Raw genomic sequence first — 26,579 nt, forward strand, 5'->3', positions numbered from 1 at the left:
TGTACGGGGTGCCGGGCGCTACTTGTACAAGGGAGCGGGCGGCCCGGTTATCCCGGGCAGGTCCTTCTCCAGCCAGTTCCTGTACGCCTGCTGCCAGGGGCCCTGGCGGTAGCCCACGAGGACCTGGTTGACCCGGCGGACCAGGTCGTCGTTGCCGAGCTTGGCGGCCACGCCGTAGAACTCGGTGGTGAACGGGGTGCCCTTGAGCTCGACCGCCGGGTCCTGGGCGGCCTGCCCGGCCGCCAGGGCGTTGTCCGTGACGACGGCGTCGACTTCGCCCATCTGGAGCCTGGCCAGACAGTCCAGCTGGTTGGGGACGGTCAGCAGGTCCCTGTCGTCCTTGGTGCCGTCGGCCTCGTCCTTGAAGAGCGCGCCGAAGGACTTCTCCTCCAGGGCCTCGTAGGCCGTGGAGCCCTCGGCGGTGCAGACCCGCTTGCCCTTCAGCGAGGTGTCGTAGCCGGTGATGTCCGTGGCCAGTTTGGGCGCGAGGACCTGCTGGCCGGCCTGGAAGTAGGCGGTGGAGAAGGCGACCTGCTGGATCCGCTTGCAGTTGATCGTCATGGTGCGCACGACGAGGTCGACCTTGCCGCTGTCGAGCGCGGCGATCCGCTGGTTCGTGGGGATCGCCCGGAAGATGACGGCGTCCGCACTGCCCAGGATGTCCTTGGCGATGGCCCGCGCCAGATCGATGTCGAAGCCTTCGAGCGCGCGCGTCTCCGGATTGCGGTAGCCCCAGCGGTAGCTGGACTGATCGACGCCGACGACGAGCTTCCCGCGCTTCCTGATCTCCTCGATCGACGGGCCGTCCGCCGTGGACGGCGTCAGGGACGCCCAGGGCTTGTCGCAGGTGTCCGCCTTGACCTGGACCCCGGTGCCGATGCCGGGCCCCGGCCCCGCGACGCCGGGCACGGCCGCCGCGTCGCCGCCCTCGTGGGCCAGCGGGAGCAGGGTGAGCGAGGCCGTGAGCCCGCAGGCCACGGCCATCGCGCCCACCCCGCCCCAGCCCCGGAAGCGCTGCGCCGTCCGCCGCACCAGCGGGTACGTGCCGTTCGGCATCCCGCCCCCTCTCACCGGTACTCCGACAGTCTGCGGTTGATGCCGAGCACGGCGCCCGCCGCGCCCAGGATCCCGAGGGCCAACGCGCCGAGCGGCAGCGCCGCCAGCGCGTCCCTGGCGTTCCCTGCGGAGCGGGTGAACTCGGTCTGCTCGTGCGCCAGAGCACGGTCCAGGGCGGCGTCGACCTGGTCGAAGGACTGCCCCGTCGACCGAGCCGACTCCTTGGGGCCGACGATGCGGCCGAGGGCGCCCTCGAAGTCGCCCGCCTCGTCCTCGGCGCGGGCGTCCTTGTGACGCTGCTTCCACTCGGCGGTACGCGCGGCGGCCTCGTCGACGGGGACACGGCCGGTGTCGTCGTCGGCCAGCTCCCGCGCCGCGGCGAGCGCGTCCGTCAGGGTGTCCATGCTCGACGTGTACTCGGCCTCGTACTTGTCGTTCTTGCCGTCCTCGGTGAGGACGGCGCCCCGGGCGACCAGGGTCAGGAGCTCGTTGGCGCGGGCCGTGAGCGAGCCGATCCGGGCCGTGTTGAGGTCCTGGAGGGACTCCTGCCCGTGCGCCCGCGCGTCGTCGAGGCCGCTGCGGGCGACGGTGTGTGCGGCGAGCAGCCAGAGGAGCACGGTCAGCGTGGCGGCGGTGGCGGCGAGCAGCCCGTGGTTGAAGACCCGGTTCGTCCGCGCGTAGGTGCGGCGCTGGGCCCAGACCAGGGCGGTGAGGGTGAGGAGTCCGAGGCCGAGGGCGAGGAACGGCCAGGTGCGGGCCGACTCGTCGTCCTCGTGGAGCCGTACCGTCTCGGCCTCGTACAGCCGCTCCGCGGCGGGCAGCAGCATGCTGGTCATCTGCTGGTTGGCGTACCGCAGATAGGCGCCGCCCAGCGGAAGGCCCTGCCGGTTGGCGGCGCGGGCGCGCTCGATCAGGCCCGTGTAGCGCGGGAGCTGTTCGTTGAGGGTGGCGATCTCGCGGGCCGATTCCCCCGAACCGTCCGTGCTCGCGGCGGCCTTGACGAGCAGTCGGGCGGCCGTGGCGATGTCCCGGTCGTACCGCGCGCGGGACTCCGCGGGCTCCAGGGTGCCCGCGAGGAAGCCACTGGCTGCGGTGGTGTCCGCGTCGGCGAGGGAGCGGTAGATCGCCGCGGCGTCGGCGGACAGCGGCTGGCTGCGGCTGACGACGTCGTCGGCGGCGGTCGTCCGGTCGTCGACCTGGAAGGCGGTGACGGCCCCGAACGCGACGACGAGCAGCGCGAGAACGGCCCCGAGGATCTGGAGCCGGCCCGGCTCGGTCGTCGTGGCGACCCGCAGCCGCTCCCGTCCCACGGCCCAGGCGCTCCGCCCCGCGGGCGGGGCGGAGCCCGGCGCGGGCGACGACTGCGCGGGCACGCCGGCCGGGCGCGCGGGCGCCTGCGCCGTGCTCCGCGCCGCCGGGGCGGCGGGTGCGTTCGGCGGGTGTGTCATGTGACCTCCCCCTGGGTCGCCGACTTCGGCCGGTTCCGGCCTGCAGTATGGCCGCAGGGGGCCGTCCGCACACCGGGATTGACTGGATCTTGTTCTTATCGTGCCGCATGCCCCCGGCACATCCGCGGGCGAACCCCCTCACTTCGCGGACGCCCCCCAGCACTTCGCGGACGAATCCCCTCACTCTGAACACGTCACGCGGCCGTGATCGGTTCCGTATCGGACATCGCTCGAACAGGTGAACATGCCTGCGGGGCGTCTCCTCCGGCAGAGAAGACGCCCCGCGACCACACCCCCACAGGACACTCAGGCCTCGTAGTGCTCCCGCAGCCGGGCCGCCGCCCGCGGGCCCGCCGCCACCTCGTCCAGCGCGAGCAGCCCCGCGCCGAGGACCGGCGGCGCCGTCACGAAGCCGATGACGGCCTTCGGCGCCCGCTCGGCGAGGAGTTCACGGATCCTCTCCTCCAACTGCGGATGCCGCGCGGCGAGCACGCTGCCGCCCAGCATCACCGGCGCCTCCTCCTCCAGGAGCCCGAGCCGTCCGAGCGCGACCGCCGACAGCGCGACGACCTCCTCGGCGAGCCGGTGCACCAGCGACAGCGCGACCGGGTCGCCGTCCGCGCTCACCCGGAACAGGACCGGCGTCAGCTCGTGCCGCCGCTCGAAGGGCACAAGACCCAGATGCAGCGCCTCGATCAGCGCGTACATCGTCTCCAGACCGAAGTGCGCCGGCAGTGCCCGCGCCAGCTCGGAAGGCTCGCCGCGCCCGTCCTCGGCGCGCGCCCCGAACCAGAGCGCCTCCTCGGCCATGCCGCTGCCGCCGCCCCAGTCCCCGGAGATCTTGCCGATCGCGGGGAAACGCGCGGTCCGGCCGTCCGGGGTCATCCCGACACAGTTGATGCCCGCCCCGCACACCACGGCGACACCGCGCGGCTCGTCGAGCCCGGCCCGCAGGATGGCGAAGGTGTCGTTGTGCACCCGCACCGACCGGCTCCAGCCCCTGCGGAGGAGTTCGGCCTGGAGGGCGGTCTCCTCGACGGGCAGGTCGGCGTTGGCGAGACAGGCCGCGACATGGGCGAACGCCGGGGAGGGACCGGCGCCGCCGGCCTCCGCCCAGGCCCGCCCGACGATCTCCGCCAGGGAGTCGACGGCCGTCTCCACCCCCACCACCGGCGGCTGGAACCCGCCGCCGCGCGCCGCGCCGAGGACGGTGCCGTCCGGGGCGAGGACCGCGACGTCGGTCTTGCTGTTCCCCGCGTCGATCGCGAGGAGCACGCCGTTCAGGTTCACGCCCACGCGAGGTGCTCCCGGTTGTGCGCGATCAGCCGGTCGGTGAGCCCGTCGGCGTACGCGTACTGACCCACCAGCGGGTGCGCGAGCAGCGCCTTGAACACCCGGTCCCGGCCGCCGCGCAGCGCCGCTTCGAGCGCCAGGTCCTCGTAGGCCGTGACGTTCGCGACGAGGCCGGCGTACAGCGGGTCCAGCGGGGCGACCGGCAGCGGCGCGGCACCGTGGGCGCCGACCGCGGCCTGCGTCTCGATGACGGCGTCGTCCGGCAGGAACGGCAGCGTGCCGTTGTTGTACGTGTTGACCACCTGGTACGGCGAACCCCCGCCGCCGAGCAGGGAGGCCGCCAGGTCCACGGCCGCCTCCGAGTAGAAGGCGCCTCCGCGCTTGGCGAGCAGGGCCGGCTTCTCGTCGACCGCCGGGTCCCCGTACATCTCCAGGAGTTCCTTCTCCATCGCGGCGACCTCGGCGGCCCGCGAGGGCTTGGTGCCGAGCTCCCGGACGACCTCGTCGTGCGCGTAGAAGTAGCGCAGGTAGTACGAGGGGACGACGCCGAGCCGGTCCAGGACCGGGCGCGGCAGCCGCAGGTCGTCCGCGATCGTGTCACCGTGCTCGGCGAGCAGCCGGGGCAGCACGTTCTCGCCCTCGGGGCCCCCGAGGCGCACGGCACGTTCCCAGGTCAGGTGGTTGAGTCCGACGTGGTCCAGGTGGACCTCGGACGGGGCGACGCCGAGGAGTCCGGCGAACTTCCGCTGGAAGCCGATGGCCACGTTGCACAGGCCGACGGCCTTGTGGCCGGCCTGGAGCAGCGCGCGCGTGACGATGCCGACCGGGTTGGTGAAGTCGATGATCCAGGCGTCCGGGTTGGTGCGCCGGACCCGCTCCGCGATGTCCAGGACGACCGGGACCGTGCGCAGCGCCTTGGCGAGACCGCCGGCGCCGGTGGTCTCCTGGCCGACGCAGCCGCACTCCAGCGGCCAGGTCTCGTCCTGCTCGCGGGCGGCCTGTCCGCCGATCCGCAGCTGGAGCAGGACGGCGTCGGCGCCCTCGACCCCGGCGTCGAGGTCGGTGGTGGTGGTGATCTTCCCCGTGTGGTCCTGCTTGGCGAAGATCCGCCGGGCGAGGCCGCCGACCAGGTCGAGCCGGTCCGCGGCCGGGTCGACGAGGACGAGTTCGGTGATGGGCAGGGTGTCGCGCAGCCGCGCGAATCCGTCGATCAGTTCGGGGGTGTAGGTGGAACCGCCCCCCACGACAGTGAGCTTCATGGTGTGAGTCAGCCCTTCACTCCGGTCAGTGTGACTCCCTCGACGAACGCCTTCTGGGCGAAGAAGAAGACGAGGATCACAGGGGCCATGACCAGGACGGTCGCGGCCATGGTCAGATTCCAGTCGGTGTGGTGCGCGCCCTTGAAGGACTCCAGGCCGTAACTGAGCGTCCAGGCGCCCGGGTTCTCCGAGGCGTAGATCTGCGGCCCGAAGTAGTCGTTCCAGCAGTAGAAGAACTGGAACAGGGCGACGGCGGCTATGCCCGGCTTCGCCATCGGGAGGACGACCCGGATCAGGGTGCGGAACTCGCCGCACCCGTCGATCTTCGCGGCCTCGATGTACTCGTTCGGGATGGTCAGCAGGAACTGGCGCAGCAGGAAGATGGCGAAGGCGTCGCCGAAGGCCATCGGGACGATGAGCGGCCACAGGGAGCCGGAGAGGTCCATCTGCTGGGCCCAGAACAGGTACATGGGGATGATCACGACCTGCGGCGGCAGCATCATCATCGAGATGACCAGCAGCAGCGACAGGTGCCGGCCGCGGAAGCGGAACTTGGCGAGCGCGTACGCCACGGGTATCGAGGACACCACCACGAGGGCGGTGCCGAGCCCCGCGTACAGCAGCGAGTTCTTCCACCAGGTGAGGAAGCCGGGCGTCTCGAGGACCCGGACGTAGTTGTCCCAGTGCCAGGAGTTCGGCGTCATGTCCCGGGTGAGCGCCTGCTGGTCGCTCATCAGGGAGGTCAGGAAGACGAAGACGAACGGGAGCACGAAGAACAGGGCCGCGGCGATGCCGAGCGAGTGCACGGCGATCCAGTGCAGCAGCGACCTGCGGCGGGCCCGCTTCTCGGCGGGGCTCGCCACGGGACGGTCGGGAGCGGGGGCGGGAGCGGTTGCGGTCGTCATGTGTCAGTCACCCGAGCCGATCAGGCCGCCGCGCCGGCGCATCAGGAGCGCGGTGAAGGCCATGGAGAAGGCGAAGAGCACCAGTGCCACGACGCAGGCGGCGCCGTAGTTGAACTGGCTGAAGCCGAGGTTGTAGACCAGCTGCGGGAGGGTCAGCGTGGAGTCGTCCGGGTAGCCGGGGACGAAGACCTCGCCGGAGCCGCCCATCTTCCCCGAGGCGACCTTCGCGGCCACGATCGGCTGCGTGTAGTACTGCATCGCGCCGATGACCCCGGTGACGACCGCGAAGAGCACGATCGGCGAGATGTTCGGCAGGGTGATGAAGCGGAACCGCTGCCAGGAGGACGCGCCGTCGAGTTCGGCGGCCTCGTACTGCTCCTTCGGTACGTCGAGCAGGGCGGCCATGAAGATGACCATCAGGTCGCCGACGCCCCACACGGCGAGGACGGTCAGCGCGGGCTTGGACCAGTCGGCGTCGTTGAACCAGGAGGGGGCGGGGACGCCGACCGCCTCCAGGAACGAGTTGACCGGGCCGGTGCCGGGGTTGAGCAGGAAGACGAAGGCCAGTGTGGCGGCCACCGGCGGCGCCAGGTAGGGCAGGTAGAAGAGGGTGCGGTAGACACCGGCCCCGTTCTTGATCTTGGTGATCAGCATGCCGACGCCGAGGCCGAAGAGCACCCGGCAGGCGACCATGACGACGCTGAGCCAGAGGGTGTTCCGCAGGGCCGGCCAGAACTGCGGGAACTCGGTGAAGACGTACGTCCAGTTCCCCACGCCCCGCCATTCCGGCGGGTTGAGGCCGTCGTACTTCATGAAGGAGAAGTACAGCGTGGAGAGGAGCGGATAGGCGAAGAAGAAGCCGAATCCGATCAGCCAGGGCGACATGAACGCCAGGGTGAGGAGGGCGTTGCGCCGGCGCCTCGACCGCAGCGTGTTCCGTCCCCCGGGGGAGGCGGCGGCCGGGGCGGCCGCCTCCTTCGCGGGCAGGGTGTCCGTGCTCATGAGTGGGTTCCGGCCGTCACTTCGCCGCTGCGATGTCGCGGTCGATCTGGGCCGCGGTGTCGGCGAGACCCTTCTTCAGGTCCGGGACCTGGCCCTTCTCGTACTGCTGGGCGAACTTCTGAAGGGTGTCCTGGTAGGCGGAGCCGTTGACCGCGCCGTCCGACGTGGTGGACTGGGGGTGCCGGGCGATGTCCAGGAAGGTCTTGAAGCGCGGGTCGAACTTCAGGTTCGGGGACTTCAGCGCCTCCAGCGTGGAGGGCACGTTGCCGATGTCGTTGGCGAAGCCGACCACGGCGTCCGTGTCCGTGGTCATGAACTTGACCAGCTCCCAGGCCGCGTTCTGCTTCTTGCTCTGCGGGGCGATGCCCATGATCGTGCCGGAGAGGTAGCCCTTGCCGTACTCGGCGACCTCGTCGTCGGCGACCGGCATCGGCGCGACGCCGACCTCGAAGCCGACCTTGGCGTTCTTGACGAAGTTCAGCCGCCACTCGCCGTCCAGCTGCATGGCGACCTGGCCGGTCTGGAAGGGGTGCTTGGAGCCCCACTCGTCGCCGAAGGTGGTGCGGTACTTGTCGAGCTTCCGGAACCCGCCCAGGGCGTCGACCAGGGACTTCTGGTACGTCATCATCTCGGCGAACGCCGGGTCCTTGGCGACGTTCGACCTGCCGTCCGCGTCGAAGTACCCGTTGTGCTTCCACTGCGACATGTAGTGGGAGACGACGGTCTCGTAGCCGAGGTAGTTCGGCATGAAGCCGAGCTGCTCGTAGGAGTCGCCCTCGGTCTTGGTGAGCGCCTTGGCCACCTTGGTCAACTCGGACCAGGTCTTCGGCGGGGCGTTCGGGTCGAGGCCGGCCGCCTTGAAGGCGTCCTTGTTGTAGAAGAGGCCGTAGGCGTCGGAGAGCAGCGGCAGGGAGCAGCGCTTGCCCTCGAACTGCGTGTACGACTGGAGGACCTTCGGGAAGATCTTGTCCAGGTCCAGCTTGTCCTTCTCTATGAAGGGCTTGAGGTCGGCGAGCGCGCCCGAGGCGCAGAACTTGCCGACGTTGGCCGTCGTGAAGGAGGAGACGACGTCCGGGCCCTTCGAACCGCCCGCGCGCAGCGCCTGGCCCAGCTTGTCGTCGTTGATGCCGCCGACGATCTTCACCTTGATGTTCGGGTGGGCCTTCTCGAAGCGGGCGACGTTGTCCTCGATCGCCTTGACCTCGGCGGGCGCCGCCCAGCCGTGCCAGAAGGTGATGGTGGTCTCGGCCTTGGGGTCGTCGGAGGCCGCGTTGTTCGCGGAGCCCGTACAGGCGGAGGCGAAGAGGGTGATCGAGGCGGTGGCGGCGAGCGCTGCGGCTGCTCTGCGCGGACGTACGGGCATGACGGTGTCTCCCTGTGGCGAAGGGCTTACGGAGGAAGGGGAACGCGTGGGGCGGTGAGACGGTCGGTGGGTCAGCGCGAGGTGTCGAAGACCTCGTCGCGCGTGGTCGCGAGGGCGCTTTCGAGGGCGCCGCGCAGCACGGGGCGGCGCGGGACGGCGGCGAGGACGAGCCGTGGCCGGGAGGCGGCGAGGTCGGCGAGTTCGGACTGCACGCGCGCGCGGAGGGGTTCGCCGCCGGCGACGAGGACGTCACCGGAGAGCACGATGAGTTCGGGGTCGAGGACGGCGACGAGCGAGGCGAGTCCGATGGCGACGCGCTCGGCGTAGCGGTCGAGCAGCTCCGCGTACCGGGGGTCGTCGCCGTGTGCCGTGACGGCGTGCGCGAGCAGCCCGCTCGCGACCGTCACGTACGGCTGCTCGGGGGTGTCGATCCCGACGGCGCGGGCGATCCGGGGCACGGCCTGGACGCCGGCGAGCTCCTGGAAGCCGCCGGAGTTGGCCTTGGTGACCTGCCGTACGAGCGGGGTGCCGGGCACGGGCAGGAATCCGACCTCACCGGCGCCGCCGGTGAAGCCGCGGTGCAGCCGCCCGCCGAGGACGAGGGCGGCGCCGAGGCCCTCCTCGTTCCACAGCAGGGCGAAGTCCGCGTGACCGCGGGCCGCGCCGACGCGCTGCTCGGCGACGGCGACGAGGTTGACGTCGTTCTCGTACTCGAACGGCATCGGCAGGACGGCGGCCAGCTCCTCCAGGAGGGTGGGGGAGTGCCAGCCTGGCAGGTGGGAGGCGTACCGCAGGCGTCCGGTGGCCGGGTCGAAGGCGCCGGGGGTGCCGATGACCAGACGGCGGACGTCCTCGCGGGTGATCCCGGCGGCCTTGACCGCCCCGTCGAGGGCGTCGGTGACCTGGCGGACGACGCCGGAGGCGGCGCGGCCGGGGGTGCGGAGCTCGTACTCGCCGACGATCTCGCCCGTGACGTCGGCGACGGCGGCGTGGATGCGGAACGGGTTGACGTCGAGTCCGGCGGCGTACGCGGCCCGCGCGTTCACCGCGTAGAGCTGGGCGTTCGGTCCGGGGCGGCCCGCGGTGGTGCCGGTGGCGACGACGAGACCGGCCGCTTCGAGGCGGGCGAGCAGCTGGGAGGCGGTCGGCTTGGACAGGCCGGTGAGCTTGCCGATCCGGGTCCGCGAGAGGGGGCCGTGCTCCAGGAGCAGGTCCAGGGCGGCGCGGTCGTTCATGGCGCGCAGGACGCGCGGCGTGCCGGGGGTTCCCGGGGTCGTACCGGCCATGAGGTCGCACCTGCCCTTCCGTTGCTGGTCGGGCCATTCTGCTGCCTCGCGGCGGCCCGTCTCCCCGACTTTACTGTTAGGAAAGTTTCCTATTCGGTGGGAGAAAAATAAGGCGCCGTCACGGGGGCGTCAATACCCGGGCACGCGAGACGCCCCCGAAGGCAACCAAGGCGTTACCTGCGGGGGCGTCCTGTCCGTGCGCGTCGCTCCGTGTACCTACTTGTGTCGTTCCGTAGTACCTACTTGTTGAGGTCCGCCCTGGGCAGCGGAGTCGCCGCCGCCGACTGCGGCGAGGTCGCCGAGGCGAAGGCCGACGGCGCCGCCATGCCCGCGGTCGGATCCGCGGCCGACTCCTCGGCCTGAGCCGGAAGCCCGCCCACGATCCGGATGCCGGCCCGGTCCAGACCCTGCTTGATCCGCCAGCGCAGCTCGCGCTCCACGCCCAGCGCCTTGCCCGGCATCGTCTTCGCCGAGACCCGGACGGTCATCGAGTCGAGGAGCACCTCGTTCAGGCCGAGCACCTCCACCGGACCCCAAAGGCGCTCGTTCCACGGCTCTTCCTTCGCCATGGACTCCGCCGCCTCGACGATCACGGACCGCACCCGCTCCAGGTCCTCCGTCGGCCGGACGGTCACGTCCACGCCCGCCGTCGCCCAGCCCTGGCTGAGATTCCCTATCCGCTTGATCTCACCGTTGCGCACGTACCAGATCTCGCCGTCCACGCCGCGCAGCTTGGTCACCCGCAGGCCGACCTCCACGACCTCGCCGGAGGCCACGCCCGCGTCGACCGAGTCACCCACGCCGTACTGGTCCTCCAGGATCATGAAGACACCCGACAGGAAGTCCGTCACCAGGTTCCGCGCACCGAAACCGATCGCCACACCGGCCACACCGGCCGAGGCGAGCAGCGGCGCCAGGTCGATCTTGAAGGCTCCCAGGATCATCAGCCCGGCCGTGCCCAGGATCAGGAACGACGCCACCGAGCGCAGGACCGAACCGATCGCCTCCGAGCGCTGCCGCCGACGCTCGGTGTTGACGAGGAGACCACCCAGGGCCGTCCCCTCCACCGCCTGCGCCGAGCGGTTCATCCGCTCGATCAGCTTCGTCAGCGCCCGCCGGACGGCCATCCGCAGAAGCAGCGCGACGATCAGGATCAACAGGATGCGCAGGCCCGTGTTCAGCCAGGTGGACCAGTTCTCCTCCACCCAGCTCGCCGCGTTCGTGGCCTTCTCCGCCGCCTCGTCCAGGGTCACCGGAATCGGCTCGGGTTCGGTGGCAGCCGCCAGGGCGGACCAAGACACGGGACAACCTCCAGGCATCGCGTACGCAGACCATCCACAGTAACGGGGCGTCGGACATGGTCCCGTAGCGCTGTTCGAGGGAGAGACGGACCTCACCCGGGCAAAGAGAAGGGAGACATGCCGATGTGGTCGAGAACACGCCGGGCCCGTCACCCCGATCCCGGTACGTGGTGGCGTTCCGACCAGGCATGAGGAGAGACTGAGAGCAGTTCGTCCCGGCGCGAGCCACGCGCCGCCGGCGTCATAGGAGGCATCCGTGCCGCATGTCCTGGTCCTCAACGCGTCGTACGAGCCGCTCGGCGTCGTACCGCTCCGCCGCGCACTCGTCCTCGTCCTGGAGAACAAGGCTCTCTGCCTCGAGGAATCCGGCGCCTTCCTGCACAGCGAGACCCAAGTCGTCCCCGCGCCCAGCGTGGTGCGACTGAAGCGCTTCGTGCGGGTCCCCTACCGGGGGCCCGTTCCCTTGACCCGCAGAGCCCTCTTCGCGCGTGACGGCGGGCGCTGCATGTACTGCGGGGGCGTCGCGACCAGCGTCGACCACGTCATCCCCCGCAGCCGCGGGGGCACGCACGCCTGGGAGAACGTGGTGGCGGCCTGCCGCCGCTGCAACCACGTCAAGGCCGACCGGCACCTGCGCGAGATCGGCTGGCGGTTGCGCCACCAACCGGCCCCGCCGACCGGCCTGGCCTGGCGGATCATCGGGACCGGACACCGGGACCCCCGCTGGCTGCCGTACCTCCAGCCGTACGGCGCCGAGGACGTGATGGCCCGGATCGACTCCGTCGCCGACGCCCCCGTGAGGGCGCTGACGACGGGTTGAGCCGGGCCTTTCGCGTACGTACGCGGAACCACGCGCGTCCGTACGCGGGGACGGGTTCGACACGGGAGCGGTGCGCCCCTCAGGGGGCGGGCCGCTCCTCCGACGTGCCCTCCGGCCTGCTGTCCGATGCGCCCTCCGGCGCGCCCTCCGACGCGTCGTCCGGCGCCGTGACCCCGGCCCCCGCCGCCGGCTCCGCCGGCTTCCGGGCGGGCCGACCTGCCCGGTCCGGCTGCTCCTGCCCGGCCACCGCATAGGTCTCCACCGACCAGAGCGAATAGCCGTACTGCGTCGCCCGCGCGTCGCCCTGCACCCGCAGGAAGCGCGTGTCCGCCGCGTCCATCCGCACCGACTCCCGGCCGCCCCGGCCCTCCGCGACCGTCGCCGCCGTACGCCACACGCGCCCGTCGACCGAGACCTGCACCCGGTAGCGGGAGGCGTACGCGTCCTGCCAGTGCAGCACCACCTGCCCTATCCGGGCCGGCTCCGGCAGCTCCAGCTGCCACCAGGCGCCGTCCTCCGCCGGCGAGGACCAGCGGGTGGCCGGATCGCCGTCCACCGCCAGGGCGGCCGGGAAGTCCGGCGTCTCGTCGCCCGAGGAGGAGGCCGTCGCCGCCCGCGCCAGATCGGGGCCCGCCGTACGGGGGAAGGCCCGCACCGTCAGCACCCGCTCCTCGCCCGCGAACGACACCGGCACCCGGTACGTGCCCGCGTGCGCGTCCGCCGCCACCGACACCTCCAGGGGCACGGTCGACCGGGCGCCGCGCCCGACCACCGCCTGCTCCGGCAGCGTGACCGTGATCCCCTTCGGGGCCTTCGCCGTCAGCGGCCCCCGCACCTCGCCCGCACGCAGGCCCGACAGCTCCACGTCGACCCGCTGGGCCGGGCCGCCGATCTCCGCGTCCGTCTCCGTCCGCGCCAGGTCGAGCGCCGCGCGCGGCCCGTCCGCGAACCACGGCACCAGCGAGCGCACCGCGGGCGCCGGACCGTCGCCGCTCCACACCACCCGCAGCGCCTCCGCCCGCAGCCCCCTGAGCTCGGCCTGCGTCCAGCCGGACGCCGCCAGCGGGCCGAGCGTCCGCCAGCCCTCGCCCTCGACGTACGCCTCCACGCGCGCGTCGCGCGGCTCCCCGGCACCCGGATCCGTCATCACCGTCAGGGCCTCCACGGGCCGCGCCCGGTCGAGCCGCACGGTGTACGAGTCGGTGGCGCGATCGGCACGGGCCGTCGGCGTCCGGTCGGCGCCGGTCCAGGCCCTGGCCCGGTCCACCGCGCGCGTGAGGAAGGGATCGAGGACCCCCGCGCCGACCGTCACCCGGCCCGCCGCGACGTCCTTCCGCAGCGACTCCAGGCTCAACTGCGCCCGCCACGCCGCCGCCCCGTCACCGGACTCCTGGGCGACCAGCATGTCGACCGCCGTCTCGCCCGCCCGGCCGTACCGGGAGAGCTGCGCGAGCCAGGGGCCGGTCTCGTCGTCGAGGGTGCCGCCGGCGGCGGCCGAGAGCCGCTCGGGGGCCTCGCGCATCACGGTGAACGCGGCCCGCAGTTCCCGCGCCGCCTTCTCCCGACCGGGGGCCGCGCCGGTCCCCGCGCTCGTGCGCGAGGCCCAGAAGGCCGCCATGAGGGGCTTCAGGTACGCCGATTCGGCCGCCGGGTCGAGCACCGAAGAGGCGCCGTTCCCCGCGAGCGCCCGCAGCGCCTCGCGGGCGGCCGGCTCCGGGCCCGCGAGGTCGTCGACGGCCGCCCGCCAGGACTCCTCCGCCCGGTAGCCGCGCGGGTTCCAGGCGTAGTCGGCGGTGGTGAAGAGCGGGACGCGGGAGGCCGCGGGCTGCTCCATCGCAAGCGCCAGGAACGCCGCGGAACCGGCGGCCACGGCCGGCTCACGGCCCGTCGCGGGGCCGAGGAACAGCCGGTCCTGCGCGTAGTCGTTGACCGGGTAGTTGTCCATGGTGACCAGCGGATGGCCCAGGGCGGCCCGCGTCCGCGCCAGCTCCCCGCCGGTGATCGAGCGCGGCACGACACCGACGCCGGTCCACGCCACCCGCACGTCCGAGTCGAGCGCCTCGCCGAGTCGGGTGCGGTAGTCGGTCGCCCCGTCCTGGTAGTACTCCGTCGGCATCACCGTCAGCGGCTCGGCGTCCGGATACCGTTCGGCGAGGTGCCGGGCGACCGCGTTCGCCACGCGCGCATGGGCGGCGGCCGCGGCCTCCGGGCCCCGCCCGAAGGTGTCGGCGTCCCGGTCGCAGTGCCACTCGTCGTACGAGGCGTCCTGGAACTGGAGCTGGAACGAGCGCACCCCGAGCGCCCACATCGCGTCGAGCTTCCGCGTCAGCGCCGCCATGTCACCGCGCGAGGTCAGGCACATGGACTGGGCGGGCGCCACGGCCCAGCCGAGCGTCACGTGGTTGGCCCGGGCCCGCTCCGCGAGCGCCCGGAACTCGGCCTGCTGCGCGGCCGGGTAGGGCTCGCGCCACTGCACGCCCCGGTACGGGTCGTCCCCGGGCGCGTACAGATAGCGGTTCTGCTTTGTCCGGCCCAGGAAGTCGATCTGGGCGAGCCGCTGTTCGGCCGTCCAGGGAGTCCCGTAGAAGCCCTCGGTGATCCCGCGCTCGGCCGTGCCCGGCCAGTCGCGCACGCGGACCCCCGGGATCTCCCGGCCGCCGCCGAGGAGCTGACGCAGCGTCTGCACGGCGTGGAACAGACCGTCGCCGCCCACCCCGTCCAGGACGACCGTGTCCCGGCCCCCGAGGCGGCCCGTGGCGAGCCGGTAGCCGCCGCGCGGCAGGTCGAGCCGGTCGGGCACCCGCAGGGCGCTCAGCGCGTCCTCGGCGGCCTCGCCGGAGGGGCCCGCGACCCGGAGGACCGGCCCCCGGCCCGGGAGCCCGGTGTGGACGGTCCGCACCCCGGCGGCCCGCAGCAGCTCGCGCAGGGCGGCGAGGGCGTGCGGATCGGCGTCGGCGTCCGCGAGCAGCGTCACCTCGTCCCCGAGGGGTACGGCGTGACCGGCGGCGGTCAGCGACTGCGGGCGCGGCCAGACGGCGGGCACGCGCGCGGAGGCGGCGTCGGCGGAGGGCGTCGTGGTCGAGGAAGCCGTCGGGCCGACCGGGTCCGCCGGGGCGCTCGGCGCCGTCGGAACGTTCGGTGCCGTCGGGGCGAACGGTGCGGCCTTCGGGCGCTCGTTCGGAGCCGCCCCCGGGACCGCCTGCGCCGAGCCCGGCACCGCCCCGCCGAGGAGGCCGCCGATGACGGCGGCGGCGACGGCCGTCGCGGTGCGCCTGCTGCGCCCGAGGTGCCCGAGGTGCACGAGGGTCTCCCTTCGGCCGGAGCCGCCGGCCGCTCGCCGGTTCGGTAACGAGTGGGTCACGAGCCCACCACCCGTCGCACTGAGGTGTCAATGCGCATGGCCGATGTGTCGGCTTTGCCCGGCGAGCCGTCGGCGAGGTGACGTCACTTCGCCACTTTCCGCCGGTAAAACGAGGTGCGGTGGGTAGGGCTCAGTCGTTACCCAAGTTCCACCAGTCGAGACGAATCGGGAGACCCCCGTGACCACGACCGCCCCGCACCTCGGACGGATACGGATTCCGCAGCAGCCGGCCAGGACGGACGAACCGCTGACCAGCGAACCGCCGCTCCCCGACGCCGCGCCCCTCACCAGCGAGCCGCCCCTGACCGTCGCGGCCCCCCTCACCAGCGAGCCCACCGCCCCAGGAAGTGCGGGCACGGAGTCCCCCGGAGTGTGAAGTGACCCTGGCCCGTCTCGCCGCCCGTCACGGCGTCGCCACCGCCTACAGCCCCTCCGCGGGCGTCACCGTGCCCGTGCCGGACGCCACCGTGGTGGCCGTCCTCGGCGCCCTCGGCGTGGACGCGGCGACGCCGGAAGCGGTCGCCGCCGCCCTCGACGCGGCCGAACGGTCCGACCGCGAGCGCCTGTTGCCCCCGACCCTGGTCCGGTGGCGCGGCGCGGAGCCCGCCCGCCCGCCCGCGGACCTGCCGCCCGGCACCCGGCTCCGGGTCACCACCGAGGACGGCGACGCCTTCACCGGCCGGGACTGGGAGCACCTTCCCCTCGGCGTCCACACGGTCGAGGCGCAGGCCCCAGACGGGCGCGCCGCCACCGCCACCCTGATCGTCGCCCCCGCGCGCGTGCCCGCCCCCGAGCGGCGCGCCTACGGGTTGCTCGTCCAGCTCTACTCGCTGCTCTCCAGCCGCTCCTGGGGCATGGGCGACCTCGGCGACCTGCGCGAACTCGCCACCTGGGCCGGCCGCACGCACGGCGCCGGATTCGTCCAGGTCAACCCGCTCCACGCGGGCGTGCCCGGGGCGCCGAGCGACCCCTCCCCGTACCGCCCGTCCTCGCGCCGCTTCCCCGACCCGGTCCATCTGCGGATCGAGGAGATCCCCGAGTACGCCCTGGTCGGCCCCGAGCGCCGCGAGGAACTCGACCTGATCCTCGCCGACGCCGCCGACCTGCGTGAACGGGTCCTCGGCAAGGGCGCGGTGATCGACCGGGACGCCGTGTGGGAGGTCAAGCGGCGCGCCCTCGAACTCGTCGTCGGCGGCGTGGAACCCGGCCCCGGAAGACGCGCCGACTTCCATGACTTCCTCGCCGCGCGCGGCCGCGCCCTGGAGGACCACGCCACCTACCAGGCACTCGCCGAGCGCCACGGCCACCACTGGCGGACCTGGCCCGAAGAGCTGCGCTCCCCGCGCGCGGCGGAGGCCGTCGTCCGCGACGACCCCGCCCTCGCCGCCCGCGTCGACTTCCACTGCCGGCTCGCCTGGCTGACGGACCGGCAGCTCGGCGACGCCGCCGCGGCCGCCCGCGCCGCCGGGATGGAGGTGGGGATCGTCCACGACCTGGCGGTCGGCGTCCACCCGGAGGGCTCCGACGCCTGGGCCCAGCAGGACGCCTTCGCGGCCGGCATGTCGGTCGGCGCCCCGCCCGACGCCTTCAACTCCCGCGGCCAGGACTGGGGCCTGCCGCCCTGGCGGCCCGACGCCCTGGCCGCCACCGGCTACGCCCCGTACCGCGGACTCCTGCGCGAACTCCTGCGCCACGCGGGCGCGCTGCGCATCGACCACGTGATGGGCCTGTTCCGGCTCTGGTGGGTGCCGGAGGGCCATGAGCCCACCGCGGGCACCTACGTCCGGTACGACGCCGGGGCGATGCTCGCCGTCCTCGTCCTGGAGGCCCACCGCGCCGGTGCCCTCGTCATCGGCGAGGACCTCGGCACCGTCGAGCCCGGCGTACGGGAGGAGCTGGCCGCGCGCGGGGTGTTCGGCACCTCCGTGCTCTGGTTCGAGCGGGACTGGGCGGCCTCCGGCCGTCCGCTGGCCCCGGCCGAGTGGCGTGCGGAGTGCGTGGCCACCGCCACGACCCACGACCTGCCCCCGACCGCCGCCCGGCTCTCCGGCGACCACGTCACCCTGCGGCACCGCCTCGGCCTGCTCCCCGGGGACCTGCCGCGCGAGCGGGCGGCGGACGCGGCCGAGACCGCCGAGTGGCTGGGCCTGTTCCAGCGGCTCGGCCTGCTCCCGGAGGGCCCGGGAGCAGAGGAGCCCGAGATCAGGGCCGTCCACCGGTTCCTGCTCGACACCCCGGCCCGGATGGTGGGCGTCTGGCTGCCGGACACGGTGGGCGACCGCAGACCGCAGAACCTTCCCGGTACCTGGGACGAGTACCCCAACTGGCGGCTGCCGCTCGCCGACGCGGACGGGCAGCCGATGACCCTGGAGCGCCTCGCCGCCTCTCCCCGGGCGCACGCCCTGCTGCGCGAACTCCACGCGCGTACGGCGGCCCCGGAGGGACGCACCGCCCCGCCCGACGCCCGTACGGCACCCCCGGGCGCGCGGTCCGTTTAGGTGTTCGCTACGTTTGCACCGTGGACAAGAAGAACGCACTGCGCGCCGGCTCGCTCGCGGCCGGTACGACGCTGATGATGCTGCTCATGTCGTCCCCCGCGCTCGCGCTCACCCGCGACGACGGCGACGACCCGGCCCCCAAGCTCGAGGTCATCGAGACCCTCGGTCTGTTCGTGGTCGCACCGCTGGTGCTGTTCCTGGTGATCGCCGGTCTCGTGATGGTGCTCGACAAGTCCAAGAAGGCCTGACCGCCTCCTCTTCCGCTTCGTTGAGGGCGCCGCACGGTACGTCGTACCGTGCGGCGCCCTCGCGTGCGTGCGGTCGGATTCGCGGCCCTGCTCAGCGGCGGCCCGACACCGGCCTCGCACCACTCCCGCGGCCCGCACGGCTCGCACCGCTCATGCCGCTCCCACGGCCCGCACCGCTCACGTGGTGGTCGCGAGCAGCTTGCGCAGCAGCCCGGCCAGCTGGGCCGCCTCCTCCTCGTCGAGCGCGCCCTCCAGGGCCTCCCGCTGCTGTGCGAGACCGGCCGTGACGGACCGGTCCACCAGCTCGCGGCCGTGCTCGGTGAGCGTGACCCGTAGTCCGCGCCGGTCGTGCGGATCGGGGTTGCGGGTGACGAGCCCCGCCTTCTCCAGCTTGTCCAGCCGGCCGGTCATCCCGCCGGTGGTGATCATCAGCGTCGCCGTCAGCTCGCGCGGCGAGAGCGTGTACGGCTCGCCCGAGCGGCGCAGGGTGGCGAGCACGTCGAACTCCCCGAGCGCCAGACCGTAGGGCGCGTACGCCTTGTCCACCCGGCCGCGCATGGCGTTCGCGAGCCGGTAGATCCGGCCGAAGACGGCCATCGGCACGGTGTCCAGGTCGGGGCGGACCGCCGCCCACTGGGCGGTGATGGCGTCGACGGCGTCGTGGGCGGGGCCGGGGCCGGGGGTCTTCGTGTCCATGCGAGCAGTCTCCTCTTCCCTGTGACTCGATGGCAAGAAAGCCACTTGCAAGTAAGTAGCTTAGTGGTAAGTTAATTACCGCCAAGTCAGTCCAGGGTTCACGGACCGGCATCCGCAGCAAGGGGGAGACCGTCATGTCCCGCAAGGCAGCCGTCGTCGCACTCACCGCACTGGCCCCCATCTCCTGGGGCTCCACCTACTTCGTCACCACGGAGTTCCTGCCGCCCGACCGGCCGCTCTTCACCGGCCTGATGCGCGCCCTGCCCGCCGGGCTCCTGCTCCTGGCGCTCACCCGCAAGCTCCCCCGGGGCGCCTGGTGGTGGAAGTCCGCCGTCCTCGGGGCCCTCAACATCGGCGCGTTCTTCCCGCTGCTCTTCCTCGCCGCCTACCGGCTCCCCGGCGGCGTCGCCGCCGTCGTCGGCTCGGTCGGCCCGCTCTTCGTCGTCGGCCTCGCCGCCCTCTTCCTGGGTGACAGGCCCACCGTGAAGTCGCTGCTCACCGCCGTCGCCGCCGCCTTCGGCGTCAGCCTCGTGGTCCTCGAGGCCGGGGCGGCGCTCGACCTCGTCGGGGTGCTCGCCGGACTGCTCTCCGCACTCTCGATGTCGGCGGGCGTCGTCTTCACCAAGCGCTGGGGCCGCCCCGAGGGCGTCGGCGCGCTCGCGCTCACCGGCTGGCAGCTCACCGCGGGCGGCCTGGTCATCCTGCCGATCGCCTTCCTGGTCGAGGGCGCGCCGCCGGCCCTGACCGGCACCCACCTGGCCGGATACGCCTACCTCGCCTTCGGCAACACCGCGATCTCGTACTTCCTCTGGTTCCGCGGCATCGAGCGGCTCAGTGCCTCCTCCGTGACGCTCCTCGGTCCGCTCTCGCCCATCACCGCGGCGATCATCGGCTGGGCGGCGCTCGGTCAGGCCCTCGGCGGGGTGCAGCTGCTCGGCATGGCGATCGCCTTCGGCGCGACCCTGGCGGGCCAGCTGAGCCCCCGTACGGAGAAGGCGGTCGAACCGGCCGCGGAAGCAGGCGCCGGACCGGCCGCAGGAGCGTTCAGCTCCGTCGAAGGAAACCGTCGGGAAGTTTCGGCGAACCCGGAAGGTTCGCTGGTGCGGCGCTAGGCCCCATGGGCCTGATCACCGCACGTCGCACCAACCCCCTCAGCACCCGGAAGCCGGCGCCCGCCCGAGGCGCCGGCTTCGGTGTGGGCCCGGTAGGTTGCGCCCCATGGTCGAGTGGGACATCAAGAAGCTCCAGATCCTCCGCACCCTCCGGGACCGCGGCACCGTCACCGCGACCGCGGAGGCGCTGCTCATGACCCCCTCGGCCGTGTCGCAGCAGCTCACCAACCTCGCCAGACAGCTCGGCGTGCCCGTCCTCGAGGCCCAGGGCCGCCGCGTCCGGCTCACCGACGCCGCCCACCTCGTGCTGCGGCACGCCGAGGTGGTCTTCGCCCAGCTGGAGCGCGCCGACGCCGAACTCGACGGCTATCTGCGGGGCGAGGCCGGAGAGGTGCGGGTGGCGGCGTTCTCGACGGCCGTGCCCGCGCTCGTCGTGCCCGCCGTGCGGCAGCTGCGGAGCGCGCACCCCGGGCTCGACGTCCGGATCAGGGAGGCCGAGGCGGCGGAGGCGTACGAGCTGCTCTCGGCCGGCGAGGTCGACCTGGCGCTCTCGCTCGCCGCCCACGCGCCCTTCGCGCGCGACCCCAAGTTCAGCCGGGTCCCGCTGCTCGCCGACCCCCTCGACGTGGCTCTGCCCGCCGGGCATCCGCACGCCGACGCGCCCGGCCTGCGGCTCGCCGACCTCGCCGCCGAGCCCTGGATCTTCGGCGGCTCCGGCCCCTGGTCGGAGATCACCACCGCCGCCTGCGAGGCCGCCGGGTTCGTGCCCGAGCAGGCCCACAGCGCCTCCGGCTGGACCGCGATCCTCGCCATGGTCGAGGCCGGGATGGGCATCGCCCTGGTGCCCCGGATGGCCTCCGCCGAACGCCGGGGCGGCGCCGGGATCGTGATGCGCGTCCTCGCCGCCGACCAGCCGCGCCGTCATGTCGTCGCGGCGGTGCGACGCGGGGCGGAGGAGGGGCCGGCCGTGGCGCGGGTGCTCGCCGCGCTCCGGCAGGCGGCGGCCCAACGGGAAACCGTTCAGCAGAGCTGAACATATTCGTCGAAAACATTCGATGGACCCACCAGGTCTCCGAGGCGCACAGTCGACGCATGACCTTCGAGACGAGCCAGGACCAGGACCCGCACGCCAACGACGCCGCCCCGTACTCCGGAGGCGACCCGTACGCCGACTACCGGACCGGTGACTTCCCCTTCACCGAGCTGGTCGACCTCGCCGACCGCCGTCTCGGCGCCGGCGTCGTCGCCGCGAACGACGAGTTCTTCGCCGAGCGGGAGAACCTCCTCGTCCGTGAGCGGGCCGTCTTCGACCCGGAGCACTTCGGTCACAAGGGCAAGATCATGGACGGCTGGGAGACCCGCCGCCGCCGTGGCGCCGACGCCGAGAACGTCTTCCCCGCCCCCGAGGACCACGACTGGGCGATCGTCCGGCTCGGCGCCCCCGGCGTGATCCGCGGGATCATCGTCGACACCGCCCACTTCCGCGGCAACTACCCGCAGCGCGTGAGCATCCAGGCCACCGCGGCGGAGGGTTCGCCGAGCCCCGCGGAGCTGCTGGACGCCACGTGGGAGGAGCTGGTCCCGCCGACCCCCGTCCGGGGCCACGCCGAGAACGGCTTCGCCGTCACCGCCGAGCGCCGCTGGACCCACCTCCGGGTCTGCCAGCACCCCGACGGCGGCATCGCCCGGCTCCGCGTCCACGGCGAGGTCGTGCCCGACCCCGAGTGGCTGGAGCTGCTCGGCACCCTCGATCTGATCTCCGTGCTCAACGGCGGTTCGTACGAGGACGCCTCGGACAGGTTCTACTCCTCGCCGACCCAGATCATCCTGCCGGGCACCTCCCGCAAGATGGACGACGGCTGGGAGAACCGGCGCCGCCGGGTCCGCGGCACCAACGACTGGGTGCGCTTCCGGCTCGCCGCGCAGGGCGCCGTCCGCGCCGTCGAGATCGACACCGCCTACCTCAAGGGCAACTCGGCCGGCTGGATCGCCCTCCAGGGATGCAACGGCGATCCCTCGGGCGGCGCGGAGTGGTTCGAGATCATCCCCCGCACCAAGCTCCAGCCCGACACCCTCCACCGCTTCAAGCTCCCCGCCCAGGCCGTCGTCACCCACGTCCGCCTCGACGCCTTCCCCGACGGCGGCGTCGCCCGGATGCGATTGCACGGGGCGCTGACGGAGCAGGGCGCGGCCGACCTGCGCGCCCGGTTCACCGTGTTCGGCGGCTGAGCACCACCGCGAGCCACCCGCTTCCGCCCGGCGGCGCGGCAGCGCGCCGACGCCCGCCCGCCGGGCGGACCTCACGTCCCGTTCTCCCCGGGCGGACCTCACGTCCCGTTCTCCCCGGGCGGACCTCACGTCCCGTCCCTCCCCGGGCCGGCCCGCGGGAACGCCGAAGGGGCCCCGGACCGACACACGGTCCGGGGCCCCTTCTTCCCTGCGGGGTGCGTTACTTCGCCGCCGCCGCGTCCGCCGCACGCGCCCGGAGCGCACGCTCGACGCCCGCGCGGCTCTCCGTCACCAGGCGTCGCAGCGCCGGGGCCGGGTTGTGCTCGGCGATCCAGGCGTCCGTCGCGTCCAGGGTCTCCTGCGAGACCTGGAGGCTCGGGTAGAGGCCGACCACGATCTGCTGGACGATCTCGTGGCTGCGGGTCTCCGAGACACCCTTGATCGACGCGAAGTACTTCGCCGTGTACGGGGCGAGCAGCTCGCGCTGGTCGGCCTGCACGAAGCCGCCGATGACGGCCTCCTGCACGGCGTTCGTCAGCTTGTCGTCCTCGACGACCGAGGTCCAGGCCTCCTCCTTCGCCGCCTCCGTCGGACGGGCCGCGCGCGCGGTGGCCGCGTGCCGCTCGCCCGCCGCGGTGCGGTCGCGCTCCAGCTCGGCGGCGATCTCCGACTCGTCGTAGACGCCGGTGGCCGCGAGCCGCTGGACGAACGCCCAGCGCAGCTCGGTGTCGACGGCCAGGCCCTCGATGGTCTCGCGGCCCTCCAGGAGGGCCGCGAGCAGATCCAGCTGCTGCGGGGTGCGGGCGGTCGCCGCGAAGGCGCGCGCCCACGCCAGCTGGTGGTCGCTCGCGGGGGTGGACGCCTGGAGGTGCGCGAGGGTGGCCTCGGTCCAGCGGGCCAGCCCGGCCTCGCGCCACTCCGGCGCCGCGTACATCTCCAGGGCGGCCTTGACCTGGCCCTGGAGCGACTGGACCACGCCGATGTCGGACTCCTTGGCGACACCGGAGAGCACGAGCTCCAGGTAGTCGCGGGTGGCCAGCTCGCCGTCGCGGGTCATGTCCCAGGCCGAGGCCCAGCACAGGGCGCGCGGCAGCGACTCGGCGAAGTCGCCGAGGTGCGCGGTGACGTTCTTGAGGGACACCTCGTCGAGGCGGACCTTGGCGTACGACAGGTCGTCGTCGTTGAGGAGGACGACCGCCGGACGGGCCTTGCCCACGAGCTGAGGGACGGCGGTAAGCCCGGCGGCCTCGATGTCGAGTTCGAGGCGCTCGGTGCGGGCCAGCTTGCCGGCCTCGTCGAGGTCGTAGAAGCCGATCGCGATCCGGTGCGGGCGCAGCACGGCCTCGCCCTTGGCGCCGGCGGGGAGCGCGGGCGCCTCCTGCTTGACGGCGAAGGAGGTGATCGAGCCGTTCTCGTCGGTCTCGATCTCCGGGCGGAGGATGTTGATGCCGGCCGTCTCCAGCCACGCCTTCGACCAGGTCTTCAGGTCGCGGCCGGAGGTCTCCTCCAGGGCGCCGAGGAGGTCGGAGAGGCGGGTGTTGCCGAAGGCGTGGGCCTGGAAGTAGGCCTGGACGCCCTTGAAGAACTCGTCCTGGCCGACGTAGGCGACGAGCTGCTTGAGGACCGAGGCGCCCTTGGCGTACGTGATCCCGTCGAAGTTGACGAGCACGTCCTCCAGGTCGTTGATCTCGGCCATGATCGGGTGCGTGGACGGCAGCTGGTCCTGGCGGTAGGCCCAGGTCTTCTCCGCGTTGGCGAAGGTCGTCCAGGCGTTGGGCCAGCGGGTGCCCGCCACCGAGGCCTGGCAGGCGACGGAGGTGTAGGTGGCGAACGACTCGTTCAGCCAGAGGTCGTTCCACCACTCCATCGTCACGAGGTCGCCGAACCACATGTGGGCGAGCTCGTGCAGGATCGTCTCGGCGCGTCGCTCGTACGCCGCGTCCGTCACCTTCGAGCGGAAGACGTACTGGTCGCGGATGGTGACCGCGCCCGCGTTCTCCATCGCGCCCGCGTTGAACTCCGGCACGAAGAGCTGGTCGTACTTCGCGAACGGGTAGTCGTACGCGAACTTCTCCTGGAACCAGTCGAAGCCCTGGCGCGTGACGTCGAAGATGTGGTCCGCGTCGAGGAACTCGGCGAGCGACGGACGGCAGTAGATGCCGAGCGGGACGCTCTGCCCGTCCTTCTCGTACGAGGAGTGCACGGAGTAGTACGGGCCGACGATCAGCGCGGTGATGTACGTGGAGATCCGCGGCGTCGGCTCGAAGACCCAGATGTCGTCCTTGGGCTCCGGGGTCGGCGAGTTGGAGATGACCTTCCAGCCCGTCGGCGCCTTCACGGTGAACTGGAAGGTCGCCTTGAGGTCGGGCTGCTCGAACGAGGCGAAGACGCGACGCGCGTCCGGCACCTCGAACTGTGTGTACAGGTAGGCCTGGTCGTCGACCGGGTCGACGAAGCGGTGCAGACCCTCGCCGGTGTTGGTGTACGCGCAGTCGGCGACGACCTTCAGCTCGTTGCGGCCCGCGACCAGGTGGGCCAGCGCGATCCGCGAGTCCCGGAAGACGGCGGCGACGTCCAGCGCGTGGCCGTTCAGCACGACCTCGTGCACGGCGGGGGCGACGAGGTCGATGAAGGTCGAGGCACCGGCCTCGGCGGAATCGAAGCGGACGGTGGTGACGGACCGGTAGGTGCCGCCCTCCTGCGCGCCGGAGAGGTCGAGTTCGACCTCGTACGCGTCCACGGTCAGCAGCGCTGCCCGCTGCTGAGCCTCTTCACGGGTCAGGTTTGTGCCAGGCACCCGGTCAACTCCTCGGTTTTGTGATGTTTGGCCCATCCTTCCACGGGGTGTGTCGGCAGCGCACGAGACATTTCCCAGGGCGAACACGGGAGCTCTCCGGGGCGGACGCGCGAGGGCGGCCACCCGTCTCCGGATGGCCGCCCTCGTGGCGTGGCGGGTGTCAGGCGCCCTTGAGCTCGGCCGCGACCAGCTCCGCGATCTGCACGGCGTTCAGGGCCGCGCCCTTGCGCAGGTTGTCGTTGGAGAGGAAGAGCGCGAGGCCGTTCTCGACGGTCTCGTCCACCCGGATGCGGCCCACGTACGAGGCGTCCTTGCCGGCCGCCTGGAGCGGGGTCGGGATCTCGGAGAGCACGACGCCCTCGGCGTCCTCGAGCAGCTCGTAGGCGCGCTCGACGCTGATCGGGCGGTCGAAGCGGACGTTCACCTGGAGGGAGTGGCCGGAGAAGACCGGGACGCGCACGCAGGTGCCGGAGACCTTGAGGCCGGGGATCTCCAGGATCTTGCGGGACTCGTTGCGGAGCTTCTGCTCCTCGTCGGTCTCGAAGGAGCCGTCGTCGACGATCGAACCGGCCAGCGGGACCACGTTGAACGCGATCGGGCGCTTGTACACGACGGGCTCGGGGAACTCGACGGCCTCGCCGTCGAACGCCAGCTGGTCGGCGGTCTCGGCCACGGCGCACGCCTGGTTGCGCAGCTCGGCGACACCGGCCACGCCCGAGCCGGAGACGGCCTGGTAGGTGGTGGCGATCAGCGCGGTGAGGCCGGCCTCCTGGTGGAGCGGCTTGAGGACCGGCATCGCGGCCATCGTGGTGCAGTTCGGGTTGGCGATGATGCCCTTGGGGCGGTCCTTGATCGCGTGCGCGTTGACCTCGGAGACCACCAGCGGGACCTCGGGGTCGCCGCGCCAGGCGGAGGAGTTGTCGATCACGACGGCGCCCTGGGAGGCGACCTTCTCGGCGAGGGCGCGGGAGGTGGCGCCGCCGGCCGAGAAGAGGACGATGTCCAGGCCGGTGTAGTCGGCGGTGGAGGCGTCCTCGACCGTGACGCCGTCCACGACGGTGCCGGCGGAGCGGGCGGAGGCGAAGAGCCGCAGCTCGTCGAGGGGGAAGCTCCGTTCGGCCAGGATGCTGCGCATGACTGTGCCGACCTGACCGGTGGCTCCGACGATTCCGACCTTCACGGGGACTCCTCCGTACGTATGTGCAGGTTGCTGCCGGTCCATGATGCGTATGTCCCGGGTCGCCTTGTCCAATCCATTGTCCAAGGGACGGGACGAAAGAGGGTCAGCTCTCCTTCGTGCGGGCGTAGTGGCGGGAGGCCTTGGCGCGGTTGCCGCAGACGGCCATCGAGCACCAGCGGCGGGTGCCGTTCCGCGAGGTGTCGAAGAAGTGCAGGATGCACGCCTCGTGGGCGCAGGCCCGGATCCGGTCGGGGGCGGTGCGCAGCAGGTCGAGGTAGTCGCGGGCGGCGGTCCAGCCGGGGCCCCAGGCGGGGTCCGCGAACTCGGGCCGCTCGCCGGGGCCCTCGGTGGTGAGGGTGGCCCGGATGCGGCCGTGGGCGAGGACGGCGTCGACGCGGGCCGTGGCGGCGGGATCGCCGGGGCGGTCGACGAGCGCGGCGAGCGCGTCCCGGGCGGCGAGGGTGTGGCGCAGGGTGGTGGCGTCGGCGGTGAACCGCTCGTCGAGTCCGTTGGCGGCGAGCCAGACGGTGAGCCCCTCGACCCCGGCGAGCAGGTCCTGCCGGACGCCCTCCTCGTTCCAGCGGGTGTTGAGCAGGTCGAGGGAGACGGGCTCGCCGACGAGCGGCCGTGGGTCGATCGCGGTCATGTCGGGAACCCTCCTCGATGAACTAACCCCTCAAGAGTACGTGAGCGGTTGACGCCCGTCGTGACTAACCCTTAAAGTC

The 26,579-nt window shown here is 72.7% G+C and carries 21 protein-coding genes; 7 read left to right on the forward strand and 14 right to left on the reverse strand.

From position 1 onward, the window contains the following. Positions 1–18 precede the first annotated feature (18 nt). The 9 genes from ACZ4XX_RS14685 to ACZ4XX_RS14725 all read right to left on the reverse strand — a co-directional run bounded on the left by ACZ4XX_RS14685 (position 19) and on the right by ACZ4XX_RS14725 (position 10,931). Positions 19–1,056, reverse strand: a complete 1,038-nt coding sequence (locus ACZ4XX_RS14685) for a glutamate ABC transporter substrate-binding protein (protein WP_468508306.1) — start codon at positions 1,054–1,056, stop codon at positions 19–21. 11 nt (positions 1,057–1,067) lie between these two features. Then, complete coding sequence (locus tag ACZ4XX_RS14690) at positions 1,068–2,504, reverse strand: hypothetical protein (protein WP_468508307.1); 1,437 nt, start codon at positions 2,502–2,504, stop codon at positions 1,068–1,070. A gap of 306 nt (positions 2,505–2,810) precedes the next feature. After that, a complete protein-coding gene (locus ACZ4XX_RS14695; protein ID WP_468508308.1) occupies positions 2,811–3,800 on the reverse strand; it encodes an N-acetylglucosamine kinase in 990 nt (329 codons plus the stop codon). Beyond that, the gene (locus ACZ4XX_RS14700) at positions 3,791–5,056 is read right to left on the reverse strand and encodes a 6-phospho-beta-glucosidase (protein ID WP_468508309.1); all 1,266 of its coding nucleotides are present in this window, start codon (positions 5,054–5,056) and stop codon (positions 3,791–3,793) included. The genes ACZ4XX_RS14695 and ACZ4XX_RS14700 overlap by 10 nt, the downstream gene beginning before the upstream one ends. A gap of 8 nt (positions 5,057–5,064) precedes the next feature. Further along, on the reverse strand, positions 5,065–5,961 hold the full coding sequence (locus tag ACZ4XX_RS14705) for a carbohydrate ABC transporter permease (RefSeq protein WP_468508310.1): 897 nt from the start codon (positions 5,959–5,961) through the stop codon (positions 5,065–5,067). Between the two features lie 3 nt (positions 5,962–5,964). Beyond that, positions 5,965–6,846 (reverse strand): carbohydrate ABC transporter permease, encoded by an 882-nt coding sequence (locus ACZ4XX_RS14710; protein WP_468508392.1) that lies wholly within the window; start codon positions 6,844–6,846, stop codon positions 5,965–5,967. 133 nt (positions 6,847–6,979) lie between these two features. Further along, complete coding sequence (locus tag ACZ4XX_RS14715) at positions 6,980–8,326, reverse strand: ABC transporter substrate-binding protein (protein ID WP_468508311.1); 1,347 nt, start codon at positions 8,324–8,326, stop codon at positions 6,980–6,982. Between the two features lie 71 nt (positions 8,327–8,397). Beyond that, entirely contained in the window at positions 8,398–9,612 is a 1,215-nt protein-coding gene (locus ACZ4XX_RS14720; RefSeq protein ID WP_468508312.1) for an ROK family transcriptional regulator, read from the reverse strand. A gap of 239 nt (positions 9,613–9,851) precedes the next feature. Further along, the gene (locus ACZ4XX_RS14725; protein WP_468508313.1) at positions 9,852–10,931 is read right to left on the reverse strand and encodes a mechanosensitive ion channel family protein; all 1,080 of its coding nucleotides are present in this window, start codon (positions 10,929–10,931) and stop codon (positions 9,852–9,854) included. A gap of 238 nt (positions 10,932–11,169) precedes the next feature. Between ACZ4XX_RS14725 and ACZ4XX_RS14730 the strand changes: the two genes are divergently transcribed. Beyond that, positions 11,170–11,733 (forward strand): HNH endonuclease, encoded by a 564-nt coding sequence (locus tag ACZ4XX_RS14730; RefSeq protein WP_030325842.1) that lies wholly within the window; start codon positions 11,170–11,172, stop codon positions 11,731–11,733. Positions 11,734–11,812: 79 nt separating this feature from the next. On the opposite strand, the gene ACZ4XX_RS14735 is transcribed toward ACZ4XX_RS14730, so the two are convergent. After that, complete coding sequence (locus ACZ4XX_RS14735; RefSeq protein ID WP_468508314.1) at positions 11,813–15,034, reverse strand: beta-N-acetylglucosaminidase domain-containing protein; 3,222 nt, start codon at positions 15,032–15,034, stop codon at positions 11,813–11,815. A gap of 238 nt (positions 15,035–15,272) precedes the next feature. On the opposite strand from ACZ4XX_RS14735, the gene ACZ4XX_RS14740 reads away from it, so the two are divergent. Genes ACZ4XX_RS14740 through ACZ4XX_RS14750 form a run of 3 tightly spaced genes read left to right on the forward strand, consistent with a single transcriptional unit; the run spans position 15,273 to position 17,840 of the window. Next, on the forward strand, positions 15,273–15,470 hold the full coding sequence (locus ACZ4XX_RS14740) for a hypothetical protein (protein ID WP_187624474.1): 198 nt from the start codon (positions 15,273–15,275) through the stop codon (positions 15,468–15,470). 1 nt (position 15,471) lies between these two features. Next, positions 15,472–17,592, forward strand: a complete 2,121-nt coding sequence (malQ, locus tag ACZ4XX_RS14745; RefSeq protein ID WP_468508315.1) for a 4-alpha-glucanotransferase — start codon at positions 15,472–15,474, stop codon at positions 17,590–17,592. Between the two features lie 20 nt (positions 17,593–17,612). Then, on the forward strand, positions 17,613–17,840 hold the full coding sequence (locus ACZ4XX_RS14750; protein WP_351209892.1) for a hypothetical protein: 228 nt from the start codon (positions 17,613–17,615) through the stop codon (positions 17,838–17,840). Between the two features lie 177 nt (positions 17,841–18,017). Here ACZ4XX_RS14750 and ACZ4XX_RS14755 read toward each other — a convergent pair whose 3' ends face one another. Beyond that, the gene (locus ACZ4XX_RS14755; RefSeq protein ID WP_468508316.1) at positions 18,018–18,536 is read right to left on the reverse strand and encodes a MarR family winged helix-turn-helix transcriptional regulator; all 519 of its coding nucleotides are present in this window, start codon (positions 18,534–18,536) and stop codon (positions 18,018–18,020) included. A gap of 134 nt (positions 18,537–18,670) precedes the next feature. Here ACZ4XX_RS14755 and ACZ4XX_RS14760 point away from each other — a divergent pair, with 134 nt between their 5' ends. The 3 genes from ACZ4XX_RS14760 to alc all read left to right on the forward strand — a co-directional run bounded on the left by ACZ4XX_RS14760 (position 18,671) and on the right by alc (position 21,877). Then, positions 18,671–19,648 (forward strand): EamA family transporter, encoded by a 978-nt coding sequence (locus tag ACZ4XX_RS14760; protein WP_468508317.1) that lies wholly within the window; start codon positions 18,671–18,673, stop codon positions 19,646–19,648. A 106-nt stretch (positions 19,649–19,754) separates the two neighbouring features. Then, positions 19,755–20,681, forward strand: a complete 927-nt coding sequence (locus ACZ4XX_RS14765; protein ID WP_468508318.1) for a LysR family transcriptional regulator — start codon at positions 19,755–19,757, stop codon at positions 20,679–20,681. Between the two features lie 59 nt (positions 20,682–20,740). Beyond that, positions 20,741–21,877: an allantoicase gene (gene alc / locus ACZ4XX_RS14770; protein WP_468508319.1), complete on the forward strand. Its 1,137-nt coding sequence runs from the start codon at positions 20,741–20,743 to the stop codon at positions 21,875–21,877. A 220-nt stretch (positions 21,878–22,097) separates the two neighbouring features. On the opposite strand, the gene pepN is transcribed toward alc, so the two are convergent. The 3 genes from pepN to ACZ4XX_RS14785 form a co-directional block, all read right to left on the reverse strand. Further along, positions 22,098–24,674 (reverse strand): aminopeptidase N, encoded by a 2,577-nt coding sequence (gene pepN, locus ACZ4XX_RS14775; RefSeq protein ID WP_468508320.1) that lies wholly within the window; start codon positions 24,672–24,674, stop codon positions 22,098–22,100. Between the two features lie 160 nt (positions 24,675–24,834). Continuing rightward, positions 24,835–25,854, reverse strand: a complete 1,020-nt coding sequence (locus ACZ4XX_RS14780) for an aspartate-semialdehyde dehydrogenase (RefSeq protein WP_468508321.1) — start codon at positions 25,852–25,854, stop codon at positions 24,835–24,837. 103 nt (positions 25,855–25,957) lie between these two features. Next, on the reverse strand, positions 25,958–26,500 hold the full coding sequence (locus tag ACZ4XX_RS14785; protein ID WP_468508322.1) for a CGNR zinc finger domain-containing protein: 543 nt from the start codon (positions 26,498–26,500) through the stop codon (positions 25,958–25,960). Positions 26,501–26,579: the final 79 nt, after the last annotated feature.

It is taken from the genome of Streptomyces sp. NPDC029956 (assembly GCF_055574655.1).